This is a genomic window from Tenacibaculum sp. M1.3A, from assembly GCF_057732375.1.
Map to the genome: position 1 here is coordinate 51,226 of NZ_JBYJEF010000003.1, position 17,687 is coordinate 68,912.

Annotated in this window: 16 protein-coding genes and 1 tRNA gene; 12 read left to right on the forward strand and 5 right to left on the reverse strand. The window is 31.8% G+C overall.

Annotated features, from left to right (window positions below):
* Complete coding sequence (locus AC28QF_RS05555) at positions 1 to 2,250, reverse strand: TonB-dependent receptor (protein ID WP_488201191.1); 2,250 nt, start codon at positions 2,248 to 2,250, stop codon at positions 1 to 3.
* A gap of 55 nt (positions 2,251 to 2,305) precedes the next feature.
* The gene (locus tag AC28QF_RS05560; protein WP_488201190.1) at positions 2,306 to 2,713 is read right to left on the reverse strand and encodes an HYC_CC_PP family protein; all 408 of its coding nucleotides are present in this window, start codon (positions 2,711 to 2,713) and stop codon (positions 2,306 to 2,308) included.
* A gap of 111 nt (positions 2,714 to 2,824) precedes the next feature.
* Between AC28QF_RS05560 and AC28QF_RS05565 the strand changes: the two genes are divergently transcribed.
* The 8 genes from AC28QF_RS05565 to rodA all read left to right on the forward strand — a co-directional run bounded on the left by AC28QF_RS05565 (position 2,825) and on the right by rodA (position 10,780).
* Positions 2,825 to 3,277 carry a GAF domain-containing protein gene (locus tag AC28QF_RS05565; protein WP_488201189.1) on the forward strand — a complete coding sequence of 151 codons (453 nt, stop codon included), beginning with the start codon at positions 2,825 to 2,827 and terminating at the stop codon, positions 3,275 to 3,277.
* Positions 3,278 to 3,357: 80 nt separating this feature from the next.
* A complete protein-coding gene (locus AC28QF_RS05570; RefSeq protein ID WP_488201188.1) occupies positions 3,358 to 3,483 on the forward strand; it encodes a hypothetical protein in 126 nt (41 codons plus the stop codon).
* Positions 3,484 to 3,620: 137 nt separating this feature from the next.
* Positions 3,621 to 5,147, forward strand: coding sequence for a bifunctional phosphoribosylaminoimidazolecarboxamide formyltransferase/IMP cyclohydrolase (purH, locus tag AC28QF_RS05575; RefSeq protein WP_488201187.1), 1,527 nt, complete (start codon positions 3,621 to 3,623; stop codon positions 5,145 to 5,147).
* 82 nt (positions 5,148 to 5,229) lie between these two features.
* Entirely contained in the window at positions 5,230 to 6,258 is a 1,029-nt protein-coding gene (locus AC28QF_RS05580; protein WP_488201186.1) for a rod shape-determining protein, read from the forward strand.
* Positions 6,259 to 6,278: 20 nt separating this feature from the next.
* On the forward strand, positions 6,279 to 7,085 hold the full coding sequence (mreC, locus tag AC28QF_RS05585; protein ID WP_488201185.1) for a rod shape-determining protein MreC: 807 nt from the start codon (positions 6,279 to 6,281) through the stop codon (positions 7,083 to 7,085).
* The gene (gene mreD, locus AC28QF_RS05590) at positions 7,078 to 7,584 is read left to right on the forward strand and encodes a rod shape-determining protein MreD (protein ID WP_488201184.1); all 507 of its coding nucleotides are present in this window, start codon (positions 7,078 to 7,080) and stop codon (positions 7,582 to 7,584) included. Before mreC ends, mreD begins: the two co-directional genes overlap by 8 nt.
* Positions 7,585 to 7,638: 54 nt before the next feature.
* Positions 7,639 to 9,522, forward strand: coding sequence for a penicillin-binding protein 2 (gene mrdA, locus AC28QF_RS05595; RefSeq protein WP_488201183.1), 1,884 nt, complete (start codon positions 7,639 to 7,641; stop codon positions 9,520 to 9,522).
* The gene (gene rodA, locus AC28QF_RS05600) at positions 9,503 to 10,780 is read left to right on the forward strand and encodes a rod shape-determining protein RodA (protein ID WP_488201182.1); all 1,278 of its coding nucleotides are present in this window, start codon (positions 9,503 to 9,505) and stop codon (positions 10,778 to 10,780) included. The genes mrdA and rodA overlap by 20 nt, the downstream gene beginning before the upstream one ends.
* Positions 10,781 to 10,957: 177 nt before the next feature.
* Here the strand turns inward: rodA and rpsT are convergent, their stop codons facing one another.
* The 3 genes from rpsT to proS form a co-directional block, all read right to left on the reverse strand.
* Positions 10,958 to 11,209: a 30S ribosomal protein S20 gene (rpsT, locus tag AC28QF_RS05605; RefSeq protein WP_488201181.1), complete on the reverse strand. Its 252-nt coding sequence runs from the start codon at positions 11,207 to 11,209 to the stop codon at positions 10,958 to 10,960.
* A 35-nt stretch (positions 11,210 to 11,244) separates the two neighbouring features.
* Positions 11,245 to 11,316, reverse strand: a tRNA-Glu gene (locus AC28QF_RS05610).
* A 384-nt stretch (positions 11,317 to 11,700) separates the two neighbouring features.
* Positions 11,701 to 13,179, reverse strand: a complete 1,479-nt coding sequence (gene proS, locus AC28QF_RS05615; RefSeq protein ID WP_488201180.1) for a proline--tRNA ligase — start codon at positions 13,177 to 13,179, stop codon at positions 11,701 to 11,703.
* A 147-nt stretch (positions 13,180 to 13,326) separates the two neighbouring features.
* Between proS and AC28QF_RS05620 the strand changes: the two genes are divergently transcribed.
* The 4 genes from AC28QF_RS05620 to ubiE all read left to right on the forward strand — a co-directional run bounded on the left by AC28QF_RS05620 (position 13,327) and on the right by ubiE (position 17,686).
* The gene (locus AC28QF_RS05620) at positions 13,327 to 14,547 is read left to right on the forward strand and encodes a hypothetical protein (protein WP_488201179.1); all 1,221 of its coding nucleotides are present in this window, start codon (positions 13,327 to 13,329) and stop codon (positions 14,545 to 14,547) included.
* Positions 14,548 to 14,595: 48 nt separating this feature from the next.
* Positions 14,596 to 15,948 (forward strand): OmpP1/FadL family transporter, encoded by a 1,353-nt coding sequence (locus AC28QF_RS05625; protein ID WP_488201178.1) that lies wholly within the window; start codon positions 14,596 to 14,598, stop codon positions 15,946 to 15,948.
* Between the two features lie 103 nt (positions 15,949 to 16,051).
* Positions 16,052 to 16,945: a NifU family protein gene (locus AC28QF_RS05630; protein WP_488201177.1), complete on the forward strand. Its 894-nt coding sequence runs from the start codon at positions 16,052 to 16,054 to the stop codon at positions 16,943 to 16,945.
* A 12-nt stretch (positions 16,946 to 16,957) separates the two neighbouring features.
* On the forward strand, positions 16,958 to 17,686 hold the full coding sequence (gene ubiE, locus AC28QF_RS05635; RefSeq protein ID WP_488201176.1) for a bifunctional demethylmenaquinone methyltransferase/2-methoxy-6-polyprenyl-1,4-benzoquinol methylase UbiE: 729 nt from the start codon (positions 16,958 to 16,960) through the stop codon (positions 17,684 to 17,686).
* Position 17,687: the final 1 nt, after the last annotated feature.

The following is a 17,687-nucleotide window of genomic DNA, read 5'->3' on the forward strand; positions in this document are numbered from 1 at the left end:
TTAATCTATTTTAAATCTTAAACCTGCGTAATAATTACTTCCAAATACGGGCGCATATATAATTGTGGTATCAAAACTTGAACCAAAAGGATTATCGCTTCCCAATATCGGATTTTTTTGTTTATAGTTTGTTATATTTTCTGCTCCCGCATACAATTCAAACTTTTTAGAAAACACTTTTGTTACCTGAGTGTTTAACAAATTATAACTTTTTGAAAATTCTGGCAACCTATATTGAACCGGATTTGATTGTGTATTTGGTAAACGTTGTTTCCCTATCCAATTATAAGTAACATCAAATTTCCAATGTGCAACATTTTCCTTTTTCTCTGTCTCATAAGAAACATTTGCAAAAAACCGGTGTTTTGCCTGTAATGCCTTATCTAAATTCCCTGATTTATAATCAGTGTTTACATCGTAGTATTTGTATGAAAAACGAGTGTTAAAATATGGAACTATATTTTGATTTACTTCTAACTGAAAACTGTTAGCAACACTTTTTCCGTCTAAATTATAAAAAGATATTTCCTGCGGATTTTCCCAATCTACCACAACTTGATTTTCGAAATCTGTTCTGTAAAAATCAAAAGTAATACCTCCTTTTTTGCCAAACAATTTGTAACCTTGTAAAAACGATATTCCGTAATTCCAAGCTGTTTCCGGACTTAAACCATAAACCTCTCCTCCTACATCATCAATATTAACTTGTCTTGAAGATGCAAAAAATTGTTGATTTTCAGCAAAAATATTAGCACTTCTTCTTCCTTTTCCTATCGATGTTCTAAAAACTCCTTTCTCCCAAGGCGCATAACGAATATGCAAACGAGGCGTTAAAAAAGTTCCTAATATATTATGAGTATCAATTCTTAATCCTGCGGTAATACTTATATCATCCACATTATCATAAGCGTATTCGAAAAAAGCACCAACAGAGTTTTCTTTACGATCATAATTGTTTACTGTAGTAACGTTTACAAACTCGTCATACTTATCATACGTAAAACTAAGTCCTGTTTTAAACTTATTTCTGGTATCACCGATAATTGAATTAAAAATAAAACTGCTAAAAAAACTTTGATGTTGAATATTATAATCACTTAATCCAAAATAAGAATCTTGTTTATGATTACTATAAGCAGCCTGTAGGCTCATACTTTGAAAAGGTAAATCAGGAAAAACATAGCCCAATTTAGCAGAAGTATCAAAGCGTTTTGTTTTAATTTCGCTTCCCCAAACAGTAGTAGATTCTTTATCTAAATCAGGATTAAAATTAACTTCACCTACTTGCTTCTCATCATCTAAATATCTAAAATTAATAAAACTCACCCATCCTTTTTGCGCATCTACATACTGCCAGCGGTTCATGATATTAATTTGTTTTGCTAGCGGGTTATCTAAAAAGTTATCCTCATTTTTATCAAATTTTTCTCCTCGGTAATTACCATGAACATACAAACCTGTTTGCCACTTATCACTTACTTCTTGGTTTAAATGGGTATTAAACTCCATTCTTCCTCCAGCTGATCCGTAGGCATTTACAAAAAAACGATGATTCGTATATGGCTTTACCAATTCGGCATTTATTTGTCCCGAAATACTCTCATAACCATTTACAACACTACCTGCACCTTTTGTTATTTGAATACTTTCTACCCAAGTACCTGGCGTAAAAGAAAGTCCGAATGCTTGTGATGCGCCTCGTATAGACGGAATATTTTCTTGCGTAATTAACAAATACGGACTTGTTAAACCTAACATTTGAATTTGTTTTGTTCCTGTTAATGCATCTGAATAATTAACATCTATTGATGGGTTGGTTTCAAAACTTTCTGCCAAATTACAACAAGCCGCCTTCAATAATTCGGCACTGTTAATCATCATTACATTTTGAGCTTGCAAATATGATTTTTGAGTAGCACTCTTTTTAGATTTAACAGTTATCTCTTTTAAAGTATTGTTTTCTTTTAAAAAATGATGGAATGATTTTAACGATTTTATCGTGATAGTATCCGTTTTAAAGCCCACAAAACTAACAACCAATTTCTTATATTCTTGCTGATAAGGTATTGTAAACCATCCTTTTTCGTTTGTAGTTACGCCTACATTAGTATTCAACCAATGCACACTTGCACCATAAACACCTAAATTATCTTTAGGGCCGTTTTTATCCATAATCATACCTTTAAACTTCTCTTGTGAAAAGGTCATACTAGATATCAGTATTAAAATACTGAATATATTTATTTTCATTATTTTATATCATATTAAATTTTACACTTCTTATTTACTTAAAAGAATTGTAAAATCATATTATATACACTTCGTGAAGTACCTGAAAATCAAAAACTAAATCAGGTTGATAATAATATTGATAAAAATCGGGCTGATTATCATCGTTTTCAAATAATAGATTATAGAAACTATAAAAAGCTACAAACAATTTAACTTGCTGAAAGCTTATTTTTTTTGAAGATGTTTTTTGTATTTTATCCTGTCCATCTATCTGATGCACTTCGTCTTTACAGCATTTCTTTTTAATTACGGTTGCGCAATCGTCTTTCTCGCCTTCATTACAACTACCTGTTTCTCCTACATAAGAAATATCAACTAAAAAATCGCCACAGTAATGTTTAGCTACCGTAAAAGAAAAGGTAGAAAACAACACTAATAAGGCTAATGTTATGATTGATATTTTAGTAATTACTTGTTTCATTGAATGCAAAGATACGAAAAATTAAAAATTTGTTTTTTTTAAACAATTGTTAAATCTATTTTTGTAAGCTCTTAGCTCGAATTACGAATAAGACTATAAAACGCATCAAAAATGAATTTACAAGAATTAAAAAATAATATAGATCAGATAACTGAAAGCAATGCTGTTAAGGGAGTGAAATTACAGCAAATTTGCGATTACTTAGCTGCTGAAATTTCATATTACGATTGGGTAGGTTTTTACTTTAGAAATGGAGATAAGGAGGAGTTAAAATTAGCTGAATTTAATGGCGAACCTACCGACCATACTATTATTCCTTTTGGAAAAGGAATATGCGGACAGGTTGCAGTAAGTAATGAAAATTTTATTGTACAAGATGTTCAAGATCAGGATAATTATATTTCTTGTGGTTGGAAAGTAAAATCTGAAATTGTAATCCCAATTTTTGTTAATAACGAGAACATTGGTCAGATAGATATTGACTCTCATACTGTTAACCCTTTTACAGCTAATGACGAAGAATTATTAGAGTATGTTTGTAAAAAAGTGGCTTCTTTTATATGAATTTAACGTAAACGTTTGATTGTTAGGTTTTTTATACTTAAGTTTGTACTCTTATTAATCCCCACATAATCCCCTTAATTATGAATACCAAAGAATATCCCTCTTATGCTGCGTTAGGTACCCCTAATGCTCGTACAAAAACACAACAATCTTTTTTTGAAAAAATTACAGCATGGTTTCACGATTTCTTAGAAAACGCTGAATAATACTTTTATTTTTTTGTAAAAAACACCACCAAATCTCTTAGAGTTTTGGTGGTGTTTTCGTTTTACAATAAGCACAAATAATTATTGTATAACCTTTACTGTTTTAGTAGCTTTGTTCACTTAACAACACAACAACAATGAACAATACAAAAACTATTAAATCTGCCCTAATTTCGGTATTTCATAAAGACGGATTAGCCCCTATAGTAAAAAAACTTAATGATTTAGGTGTTACTATATACTCTACCGGAGGAACTGAGAAATTTATAAAAGATTTAGGAATTAACGTAGTACCTGTAGAAGAAGTAACTTCTTATCCTTCAATTTTAGGGGGTCGCGTAAAAACATTACACCCTAAAGTATTTGGAGGTATTTTAAACCGCCAGGATCATGAAGGTGATGTTGCTGAAATGCAAGAGTATAATATCCCTCAATTAGACTTAGTTATTGTAGATTTATATCCTTTTGAAAAAACTGTAGCTTCAGGCGCTCCAGAACAAGATATTATTGAAAAAATTGATATCGGAGGTATTTCATTAATACGCGCAGCTGCAAAAAACTTTAAAGACACTGTGCTTGTTTCTTCAATGGAGCAATACAGCGATTTTTTAAACCTTATTACAGCAAGTAACGGAAATACAACTATTAGTGATAGAAAAAAATTAGCTGCTAAAGCTTTTAACATTTCTTCTCACTACGATACTGCTATCTTTAATTATTTTAATGAAGATGAAGTTGTATATAAAGCAAGTGAAACCACATCTAAGACCTTAAGATATGGAGAAAACCCACATCAAAAAGGATATTTCTTTGGTGACTTAGAGGCTATGTTCGATAAATTACATGGTAAAGAATTAAGCTATAACAATCTTTTAGATGTTGATGCCGCTGTTAACTTAATGAACGAGTTTTCGGGTGAAGCACCAACTTTTGCTATTTTAAAACACAATAATGCTTGTGGTTTCGCACAAAGAAAAACAATTCACCAAGCTTATGTAGATGCCTTAGCAGGTGATCCTACTTCTGCTTTTGGAGGCGTTTTAATATCAAATACCAAAATAGATAAAACTACTGCCGAAGAAATTCATAAATTATTTTGTGAGGTAGTAATTGCTCCTTCATACGATGCAGATGCTCTAGAAGTTTTAAAAGGAAAGAAAAACAGAGTTTTACTAGTTCAGAAAGAAGTAACATTACCTACCCAAACTGTTAGAACAGCGTTAAACGGAGTTTTAATACAAGACAAAGATAATATTACTGATAAATTAGAAGATTTATCGTATCCTACAAATACGAAACCATCAGAAAGTGAGTTAGATGATTTGCTATTTGCTTCAAAGTTGTGTAAAAACACAAAATCGAATACGATTATTTTAGTAAAAAACAAACAACTACTAGCTGGTGGAACAGGACAAACAAGTAGAGTTGATGCTTTAAAACAAGCAATTGACAAAGCAACTAGTTTTAATTTTGATTTAACAGGAGCGGTTATGGCAAGTGATGCATTTTTTCCTTTTCCTGATTGTGTAGAGATTGCAAATAACGCAGGGATACAAAGTGTAATTCAACCAGGAGGCTCTATTAAAGATCAATTAAGTATAGATTATTGTAATAACAACAACGTTTCTATGGTTTTTACAGGTACAAGACATTTTAAACATTAAATAACATTGAATGTAAAATACCCGCAGATTTTTATTAGATTTGTGAGAATACATTAGAAACAGGTAAAACAAAGGAGTTTATATGGGATTTTTCGATTTTATGACAGAAGATATTGCAGTCGATTTAGGTACTGCAAACACGCTTATCATTCACAATGGTAAAGTTGTTATCGACAATCCGTCCATCGTTGCACGCAACCGATTGACTGGTAAAATTATTGCTACAGGTCATGAAGCGAGCAGAATGCAAGGAAAAACTCATGAAAATATAAAAACTATCCGTCCGTTAAAAGATGGAGTAATTGCAGATTTTCAGGCATCTGAAGAAATGATTAAAGAATTTGTAAAGCAGATTCCAGCAATTAAAAAGAAATTTTTCCCACCTTCATTACGAATGGTTATTTGTATTCCTTCAGGAATTACTGAAGTAGAAAAACGAGCAGTTATTGATTCTGGTCGCCATATGAATGCAAAAGAAATTTATTTAATTTTCGAACCAATGGCTGCTGCAATTGGTGTTGGTATTGATATTATGGAGCCGAAAGGAAACATGATTATAGATATAGGTGGTGGTACTACAGAAATTGCTGTAATAGCGCTTGCTGGTATTGTATGTGATCAATCTGTAAAAGTTGCAGGTGATTTATTTACAAGTGATATTATGTATTACATGCGTACACAACACAATTTACATGTTGGAGAAACTACTGCTGAGAAAATAAAAATACAAATAGGTTCTGCTACTGAAGATTTAGACAGTCCGCCAGAAGATATGATGGTACAAGGACGTGATTTATTAAGCGGTAAACCAAAACAAGTACAAGTATCTTATAGAGAAATTGCAAAAGCATTAGACAAATCGATATTACGTATTGAAGATGCTGTAATGGAAACATTATCTAAAACTCCGCCCGAATTAGCTGCTGATATTTACAATACTGGTATTTATTTAGCTGGTGGTGGTTCTATGCTTAGAGGCTTAGATAAACGTTTATCTCGAAAAACAGATTTACCTGTATATATTGCGGAAGATCCGCTTCGTGCAGTTGTAAGAGGAACTGGTATTGCTTTAAAAAACCTTGAAAAGTACAAGTCTGTATTGATCAAATAAATATTGAATGATTATTATATATGCAACAGCTTATCTATTTCTTTCAGAAGTATAAAAACTTCTTGTTTTTTCTATTTCTAGAAATTATTGCTGTTGCATTAATCATTAACAACCATTCTTTTCATAAAAGTAAATTTATTAGTTCTACTAATTTTATTACTGGTGGTGTTTATCAAAAATCATCAGAATTATCAGAATACCTTAGTTTAAAAAGTAGAAATAAGGAATTATCTGAAGAAAATACGCATCTTAAAAATAAATTAGATCAACTTTCTGTTACTAATGATACTATTAATAAAACGATAGATAGCAACCGAAACTTCTTATACATTAACGGGAAAGTCACAAATAACTCCTACAGTAAACCGAATAATTTTATTACCATAAACAGAGGTTCTACACATGATGTTAGTTCAGAAATGGCTGTTATAAATAGTAAAGGAATTATTGGCATTATAGATAATGTAGGAACTAAATTTTCAAGAGTACAATCAATTTTAAATTCTAATAGCAGAATTAATGTTGGGTTTAAAAATAACAATTATTATGGTACGCTAAAGTGGGATGGATTAGATTACAACAGTGTTCAAATAACAGATATACCACGTCAGGCAGTTTTTAAAATAGGTGATACCATTATTACAGGTGGTAAATCTACTATTTTCCCTAAAGGAATTCTTGTTGGTACCATTAGTGAAGTTCCTAAAAACCTTTCTGCTTCGAATACTATTAACGTGAGGTTATTTAACGACATGGCAAATTTAGGGCATATTTATATTATTACAAGCCTTAATAAAGAAGAAATCAAAAAAATTGAAAATGAATAGAACCATTTATATCATCTTTTTATTTTTTTTCCTTTTATTACTACAAGTGCTAGTGCTAAATAATGTTTTGTTTATGGGTTATGTAAATCCGTACCTATACATTGCCTTTGTTTTTTTATATCCTTTAAACTCTAATAGATTCCCTTTTTTAACTTTTGCTTTTATTTTAGGATTATCTATTGATGCTTTTTCTAACTCAGGTGGAATACATGCTTTTTCTATTTTATGTATCGCTTACATAAGACTTTTTTTTATCAGAACAATTTTCAAAAAACACGAACCTGATTATTTATTATTCAGCTTAAGGCTCGAAACATTTGATAAAGTTTTTAACTTCACCGTAATTTTAACACTAATTCACCACTTCATTTTATTTAGTTTAGTTAATTTTAGTTTTTACAATTTATCAGAAGTAGTTCTCAATACAATATATTCAAGCGTATTTACGTTAGTATTGTATTTTTTAGGTAGCTTTATATTTAGAAAAAAGCTAACTTAAGCCTTCTTAAACTAAAAACTATTTCTTTTTAACAAGTAAAACCACTAATAATAAATGAAACGTAGTTTCTTACTTATATTTTTAATTACACTTATTGGACTAATTTATATTGTTCGATTGTTTCAATTACAAGTTATTCGTGGTTCAGATCAAAATCCTACACAAAGTTCTGCTGTTAAAATTGAATATGACTATCCCGAACGTGGCTATATATACGATCGTAATAATAAATTATTAGTAGCAAATCAATTATCATATGATGTAATGGTAGTTCCTAAAGATGTGGAGCCATTAGATACTCTAGAGTTTTGCGCCCTTTTAAAAATAACAAAAGAAGACTTTAAAAAAAGATATAACAAGGCAGAAAAATATGCACGCTGGCTACCTTCTAAGTTTCTAAAACAATTAGCGAAAGAAGATTTTGCTTACTTACAAGAAAAGCTACCAAAATACAAAGGTTTTTACATTCAAAAACGTATTATTAGAAATTATCCTATTGATACTGGCGCCAATATTTTAGGCTTTATTGCTGAAGTAAACGAAAAAAAAGCAAGAGCAAATGATTATTACGAACAAGGAGAGTTAATAGGTAAACTTGGGGTAGAAAAACAATACGAAGGAGTTCTTAGAGGTGTTAAAGGTAAAAAGCGTTTTAAAAGAAACAACTTAAATAAAATTACCGGTTCCTATAAAGATGGTAAATTCGATACACTTGCTGTTACTGGTAAAGATTTAACACTTACTATTGATAGCGAATTACAACAATACGGCGAATTATTAATGAAAGGAAAAAGAGGTGGTATTGTAGCTATCGAACCAAAAACTGGTGAGATTTTAGCTTTAATAACAGCACCTTCTTACGACCCTAATTTATTGGTTGGTAGAAAAAGGTCTCCTAATTCAGTAAAATTATTTAATGATACCATAAACATGCCAACTTTTGATCGCGGATTGCAAGCTATGTACCCTCCTGGCTCTCCGTTTAAAATTCTGAATGGATTAATTGGCTTACAAGAAGAGGTTATTGATAAAGACTTTGGTGTGTATTGTTACCATGGATACAGATACGGAGCACGTAAAAATGAGTTCATGGGATGCCACTGTGGTATTACAGGCAGACCAATTCGTTTAAAAACCGCTATTGCCAAATCATGTAATAGTTATTTTGCTACAACTTATAAGAAAATTATTGATAAAACTGGTGATCCTAAAGAAGGAATGGAAAACTGGAACAAACACGTTGAAAGTTTTGGCCTCGGAAATTATCTTGGCTATGATTTACCTGCAGGAAGAAAAGGAATGGTACCCGATGCGGATTTTTACAACAAGTGGTATAAAAATAGATGGCAATCAACCTATACTATTTCAAACTCAATTGGTCAGGGTGAAATACTTGCAACTCCTATGCAATTAGCAAACATGACTGCTGCAATTGCTAATAAAGGTTACTTTTATACACCACATATTGTAAAAAAGATTGATAATAAAACAGTTACAGATTCTGCATACTCTACTCGTAGAAATACGACTATAGACCCTAAACATTTTCCTATTGCTATCGAAGCAATGCACGAAGTTTTTACATACGGAACCGCTAAGTGGTATCAAGTAAAAGGGATTGAAATTTGTGGAAAAACAGGAACTGCTGAAAATAAAATTAAAATGATTGATGGAGAAAAGGTACAAGCCCAAGATCATTCTATTTTTATTGCTTTTGCCCCTAAAGATAACCCTAAAATAGCTATTGCTATTTTTGTAGAAAATGGAGGATACGGCTCAACAATAGCCGGACCAGTAACCAGCCTTCTCATTGAAAAATACCTTAGAGGCTCAATTACAAATAAGCGCCTTGAAGACCGCATGATTAACATGAGTCTTCAAAAAGAATATGATAAATTAATTAAAAAGAAAGATACTCTTGCGTCAGGAACGAAATAACATATTTGAAGGCATCGATTGGTTGCTAGTTTTTATTTATATTATACTTGTTGGTTTCGGCTGGATGAATATTTACGCATCCTCATCGACAGATGAAACTAGAGAAGTTTTCGATTTTTCTACTAAGTACGGAAAACAATTAATTTTCATATCCTTAACTATTCCCGTTATTATTCTTATACTTTTCTTTAATTCGAAGTTTTACGAACAATTTGCAAGTGTTTTATATATCTTCTCTTTAATACTACTAGCCGGAGTTTTTATTTTTGGGAAAACTATTAACGGAGCTACGTCTTGGTATAATTTCGGTGGTATTGGCTTACAGCCTTCAGAGTTTGCAAAAGCATTTACTGCATTAGCGCTTGCGAAACTAATGAGTGATCGTAAATACAACTTAAAACTAATAAAAAACCAAGTAAAAACATTTGTTATAATCTTTTTACCTGCTTTTTTTATTGCGTTACAGCCAGATATGGGTTCTGTTTTAATTTACTTTGCTTTCTTTTTTGTTTTAAATAGAGAAGGGTTAAGTTTAATATATTTAATATTTGGGGCCGCATCCATACTTTTATTTATATTAACTATTTATTTCGGAGCCAAACTAATCCTCATTATTTGTTTAGCCCTTATCACTCTTGTAACCATATATGCTATTTATAGAGATAAACGTTTTCTTCGTTTTAACGCTTTTAAAGTAGTAGCTCTATATCTTTTTACGAGTGTATTTGTTTTTGGAATCGGATACACTTATGATAATATTCTAGAACAACATCAAAAAAACAGATTTGATATTTTATTAGGAAAAGTTACGGATACCAAAGGTATTGGATATAACTCTTATCAGTCTGAATTAACAATTAGTTCTGGAGGTTTCTTTGGTAAAGGTTTCTTACAAGGAGATCGAACGCAAGGAGATTTTGTACCTGAGCAACACACAGATTATATATATAGTACTGTTGGTGAAGAATGGGGCTTCTTAGGGAGTTCAGTCGTAATACTACTATTTATGTTACTTTTATATCGTATTATATATTTATCGGAAAAGCAAACTAATAAATTTGGTCGTATTTATGGCTATGGTATAGCCTCTATCATATTCTTTCACTTAATTGTAAATATAGGTATGGTTATTGGCTTACTGCCAACTATCGGAATTCCTTTACCTTTCTTCAGCTACGGAGGCTCTTCTTTATGGGGTTTTACACTACTTCTATTTATTTTCATAAGATTAGATGCTCACAAGAAATACGATTGGTAAAACAATCGCTAACAACATCATCCAGACACAAGTATAAAACTTAATACACGCATTCTAAAAGCGTTTTTGGTGTTATTTACACTACAAGTCAAACATCTTATTTACTTCAAACAAAGGCGCACAAAAAAACGCTTCGATTATATCGAAGCGTTTTTTATTTTGTAGCTTTAAATTGTCTTATAAAGATGCAACGTGTTTAGCTAATTTAGATTTTAAGTTAGATGCCTTATTCTTATGAATAATATTATTCTTAGCTAATTTATCTAACATAGATACTACAGTAGAAAACATACCTTCTGCTTCCTTCTTGTCTTCAGACGCTTTTAATCTCCTAACAGCATTACGTGTTGTTTTATGCTGATATTTGTTTCTTAAACGTTTTGCGTCGTTACTTCTAATTCTTTTTAATGCTGACTTGTGATTTGCCATTATACTAGATTCTTAATTGTTTATAAAAAACTTTGTAGTCCGTACGGGAATCGAACCCGTGTTACATGGATGAAAACCATGCGTCCTAACCCCTAGACGAACGGACCAAAACAATCAGTTTTCCTGATTGCGGGTGCAAATATAGTAACAGTTTTTTATTCATACAAAGCTTTTTTGTTTTTTTTAATTATTTTTATTTTACATTAAAATACATAATCTTAAAAACAAAACCTAACACAATAGTTTTCAGCACCATTTCAATGCAAAAACTAATTGCAGCCAAAAAAAATATTCTTTAATAAAATGCGTCTATTTCAAAACAACCACCAATTAAATCGACTTACCGCTATATAAATAGATTTAAACAATATATAATTACTTAAGGTAAGATTATTTTTAGCCGTAATAATTACCTACTAAAAGTTTTTAACGGATATTTTCCAGAAATAAAGGCAAATAAAAACCCTGCACTTGCAGGGTTTTTATTTTTATTAATATGCTTTCGCAAAAAGAACTTTTTTAGAGGATGGCTTTCCTGTAAATATACATTTACCTACTTCCTCTTTAGCATCGTTAGGAATACACCTAATGGTTGCTTTTGTTAATTCCTGAATCTTATCTTCAGTTTCAGTCGTTCCGTCCCAATGAGCCGATACGAAACCTCCTTTATTTTCTATTACGTCTTTAAACTCATCAAAAGTTGTAACCTCAGTAGTATGAGCTGCTCTATAATCTAACGCTTTTTTAAATAAGCTTTCTTGAATCTCTTCTAATAGATTGGCAACAACATTTACTACTTCATCAATAGCAATCGTTTGTTTCTCGAAAGTATCACGACGTGCAACTTCAACAGTACCGTTTTCTAAATCGCGGTTACCCATTGCAATTCTAACCGGCACACCTTTTAGTTCATATTCGGCAAATTTAGCTCCTGGTCTATAAGTATCTCTATCATCAAACTTAACAGAAACTCCTTTTTTACGCAATTCTTTAACGATTACTTCTACTTTCTCTGAAATAGCAGTTAATTGCTCTTCTCCTTTATATATAGGTACAATAACAACTTGAATTGGCGCTAATTTTGGAGGTAAAACTAACCCTGCATCATCAGAATGCGTCATAATTAACCCACCAATTAAACGTGTTGAGACTCCCCAAGAAGTTGCCCAAACATATTCTTTCTTACCTTCTTTAGAGGTGTATTTAACATCAAAAGCTTTTGCGAAATTCTGACCTAAAAAGTGAGATGTTCCAGCTTGTAATGCTTTTCCATCTTGCATTAATGCTTCAATAGTTAAGGTATCATCGGCACCTGCAAAACGTTCACTTTCAGACTTAGCTCCTTTTACTACTGGCATTGCCATAAACTCTTCAGCAAATGTTGCATACACTTCTTGCATTTGTTTTGCTTCAGAAATAGCCTCTGCTTTTGTAGCATGTGCGGTATGCCCTTCTTGCCATAAAAATTCGGCTGTACGTAAAAACAAACGTGTACGCATTTCCCAACGAACTACATTTGCCCATTGATTTATTAATAAAGGTAAATCACGGTATGATTGTATCCAACCTTTATAGGTATTCCATATAATAGCCTCAGAAGTAGGGCGAACCACTAATTCTTCTTCTAACTTAGCTTCAGGATCTACTCTTAATTTTCCTGGTTTATCAGGATCACTTTGCAAACGATAATGTGTTACAACAGCACACTCTTTTGCAAATCCTTCCGCATTCTTCTCTTCAGCTTCAAACAAACTTTTAGGTACAAAAAGCGGAAAATAAGCATTTTCATGCCCTGTTTCTTTAAACATTCTGTCTAATTCTGCTTGCATTTTTTCCCAAATAGCATATCCGTAAGGTTTTATAACCATACATCCTCTTACCGCTGAATTCTCAGCTAAATCAGCTTTTACAACTAATTCGTTATACCATTTAGAGTAATCTTCTTCTCTTTTTGTTAAATGTTTGCCCATAATCAAAAGTTTGGCATAAATATTGTTATTTTTTATGCGTAAATTGTCTATGCAAAACTACATTAAAAAGGCTACAAGCCCAACAAAGAAATAATATTTTGCAATCCGGTTTTCGAATTAGTTTTTAATAACCTAAAAAAATAAGCCATGAAGTTACATTACACCAACACCAAGCTACCTATTTATATTCTATCATTATTAATGGCAGTAACACTTGTTTCTTGCGGAACAATGCAAACGGTTGCTGGCAGTGGTGATGGTATTTATGCTGATGATCAACAAGAAGAACCTCAACGAAGGGTTATTATTGCTGATGAAAATGAATATCAGGAGTATGAAGAGAACTATTTTACAAAAGAAATTGAGCGTTTAGGTGCTTTAAACGGAACTGATATTTTTACGGACATAGAAAACTATACCTCTGATGATGGCAACTATGATGAAGACGAGGATATTATATACGAAGAGGAAAACAACATTAACTATAGCAACAATGAACCTTGGGGTTATAATAACAACAGTGATGTTGTAATAAACATAAACACTTCACCGAGATGGGGTTATTATAATGAGTGGGATAATTTTTATGGGTACAATAACTTCAACAATCCTTGGTGGGGACCAAGAGATTATGGTTATGGTTGGGGGTATAACAATTATTGGAATCCTTATAATTACAGAAGATTTAGTAACCGAGGTTTTTACGTTGGTTTTGGCGGATTTTACAATCCGTACTACAGAAATAACTTTTACAATAATCGTTATTACAGAAACAATCCTTATTACAGACCTTATAGAGGAGCAAATTATTATAGAGGAAATAGAACTGCATCGAACTCAAGAAGAGGAACAACCGGTTATAGCAGAAGTTATAAAAATAACAACCGAAAATACTCTACATCTAGAAGGTCATCAAAAACCTACAGAAGAAGTAACACTAATTCTACACGCTCTACAAGAGCTATAAAATCAAGAAGAAGCACACGAGGTGGAAATACAACACGAGGGAATTCTAATAGTAGATACACAAAAGGATATAATCCTAACGGAAACAGATCTGTAAAAGGAACAAGAGGAAATCGAAATAGTCGTAGCAGCTCAACAAGAGGTAGAAGCACAAGAAACAACAGCTCTTCTTCTAGAGAAGCATCTAAATCTAGAGAGTCAAACAAAAGAAGCGCTTCTAATTATAGAAATAGCGAAAAAAAACAACCGAAAAGCAATAATAACTATTCTTCAGAAAGCAAAAATTCAAGAAGTTATTCTGCTCCATCTAGGAGTTCACGTAGCTCTTCATCTAGAAGTAGCTCTAGCAGAAGCTCAAGAAATTCTTCTAGTAGTAGAAGCTCTAGAGGTAGTAGAAGATAAATATAATCCATTTTTCTAAATAGGTTTTAAGCTAATTAACGAAAACACATGAAACGAATTTTAATTTTCGCGATACTAATCGCTAGTGCTTATAGTGCCTTTTCACAATCATTAAACTATAATGATTTAGGTATTTTATTTTCTAAAGATGATAATTACGGAACAGCTCGCTTTGAGAGCATGAGTGGTGCATTTGGTGCCCTGGGAGGCGATATTTCTGCTTTTAGTGTTAACCCTGCGGGAGCTGCTGTTGCACAAAAAAGTGTGTTTTCAGTAACTCTAAGTAATAGAAATACCGAATATTCGTCTATGTATTACGGTAACACCACAAACTCACAAGACAATTATTTTGATGTTAGCCAAGCCGGTGGTATTTTAACTTTTGATACCGCTTATAACACAGATTGGAATCGTTTTGCATTAAGTTTTAATTACAGAATTAAAAAAGACTTTAACGCATTTTATTCAGCTGAAGGTAATAGTAATCACCTATTCTACAACGAACATGTTACTGACCCAAAACCTGCAAAAACACAGTTTGATGCAAGCATCGATCAATATAACTCTAGCAAAACAGAAGGCGAAGCAAGTGTATTTAATATAGGATTCTCTGCTGTACACCAAAACAAATTATTTGTAGGAGCCTCTTTAAACTTTCATGATTTAGAATTTTACAGAGAAGCTTATTTTAATGAAGTTAATGACGATGCCGACGGGAATATTTTAGATGTAGAGAGTTATACCGAAACTTATATTCAAGGAAGCGGATTTTCTCTTGGCTTAGGTTTTATTTATAAAGTAAATCAAAATATAAGAGTTGGTTTAGCTTATGAAACACCAACTTGGTATCAAGAAGTTATTGAGGACTATTATGATGAGTTGATAATGAATGAAGTTGATGCTTTAAATATTGATGAAGATTTTGATGTTATTGGTCCAGATTCTTACGCCTATAAATTTAAATCTCCTGAAAGATTAACTGCCAGTGGTGCTTATATTTTTGGTAAACAAGGTTTAATTAGTGTTGATTATACGTATAAAGATTATAAAAACATTAAATTTAATGATGGTGATTTTAATCAAGAAAACGCAAACTTCTCAAATGACTATCGAAATACACACGCTTTAAACATTGGTACAGAATGGCGTTTCGATAAAATGAGTATTCGAGGTGGATATCATTATGAAAAGGACCCAAACTTACTTTTAGGAGGCAATACCAATAAAGATAATATTAAAGGATATTCAGCTGGTTTAGGTTACAATTTCGGAAACATGAAATTTGATTTATCATACAGTAAATACGAAAACAGGCAATATTACACCATATATAATTCTGGTGATTTAAACATAGATAACAATACGAGTAGAATTTCAGGAACCATTACTTTTAGCCTATAATTTTATCACAATATGTATATATAAAACATCCTGCTTTTGCAGGATGTTTTATATATACATATCTCACTTTTTTACCGTAATTTTGCACTTTATTTTACAACCTATGAGCACACTAAAAATAACATTACAAGAAACTAATAACGAAACCATTCTTAAATTTGTGAGTAACACAATTTTAGTAAACGGCGGTAGTTACGAGTTTAATAATATAGACGATGCTAAAAGCTCACCTTTAGCACAACAACTTTTTTACCTTCCTTTTGTAAAAAAAATACTAATCACTGCTAACTTCATTGCTATTCAGCGTTTTGATATTGTTCAATGGGATGATGTTGAAGAAGAAGTTCGCCAACAAATAGAAAACTATTTACAAGAAGGTAACACCCTTGTACAAGAAGAAACAACTAAAAAAGATGCTGTTGAAGTGTATGCTGAAGTTACGCCAAATCCAGCTGTAATGAAGTTTGGTTCAAACAAAGCACTTACGCAAACAGATGTTGAGTTTAAAAACATTGAAGAGGCTAGTAAATCATCACCTTTAGCAACAGAATTATTTGGATTCTCATTTGTTAAAGAAATTTTCATCTCTGAAAACTACATATCTATTACAAAATACGATATGATAGAATGGAATGAAGTTCATCAAGAAATTCGTTCTTTTATTAGAACCTATATTCAAGACGGAAAAACAATTATACAAGAGCTTCCTAAACAACAAACAAAACAAAATGTTGAAATTCCAAAGGAAGATTTAACAGAGACAGAAGCTAAAATAGTTGATATTTTAGATGAATACATAAAACCTGCTGTAGCTTCAGATGGAGGAAACATTGCGTTTCAATCATACGATAAGGAAACAAAAAGAGTAAGTGTAATACTGCAAGGTGCTTGCAGCGGATGCCCGTCATCAACTGTTACTTTAAAAAACGGTATTGAAACTATGCTTAAAGATATGTTACCAGATCAAATTAACGAAGTAGTTGCTATTAACGGATAATTTTTAAATTATATGTCAAAAACCATCAAACCATACAAAGATTCTGAATTAGGAAAAAAAGAGCAAGTTGCAAAAATGTTCGACAATATCTCTGAAGATTATGACGGCTTAAACCGTGTTATCTCTTTAGGAATTGATGTAAGTTGGCGAAAAAAAGTGGTAAAATTAGTTGGCGAAAATAATCCGCAATACATTTTAGACATCGCTACCGGAACAGGCGATTTGGCTTTAATGATGGCAAAATTGAAGCCACAAAGAATTGTAGGTTTAGATATTTCTGCAGGGATGCTAGAAGTTGGTAAACAAAAAATTGCAAAAGCAAACTTAAGTGATAAGATTGAAATGATTGTTGGCGATAGCGAAGACATGCCTTTTGATGATAATACTTTCGATGCTATTACTGTTTCTTTTGGAGTTCGTAATTTCGAAAACTTAGATAAAGGTTTAACTGAAATATACCGTATTTTAAAACCTGGTGGTAAATTTGTGGTCTTAGAAACCTCTAACCCGACTAAGTTTCCTTTTAAACAAGGGTATAAGTTTTATACCAATTTTATCTTACCCGTTATTGGTAAAATATTTTCAAAAGACAAAGTTGCCTACTCTTATTTATCAGAAAGTGCAAATTCTTTTCCTTTTGGTGAAGCCTTTAACAATATTTTACAAAAAAACGGGTTTAACAATGCAAAGAATTTACCTGTGACTTTTGGAGTCGCATCAATTTATACCGCTTTAAAATAGT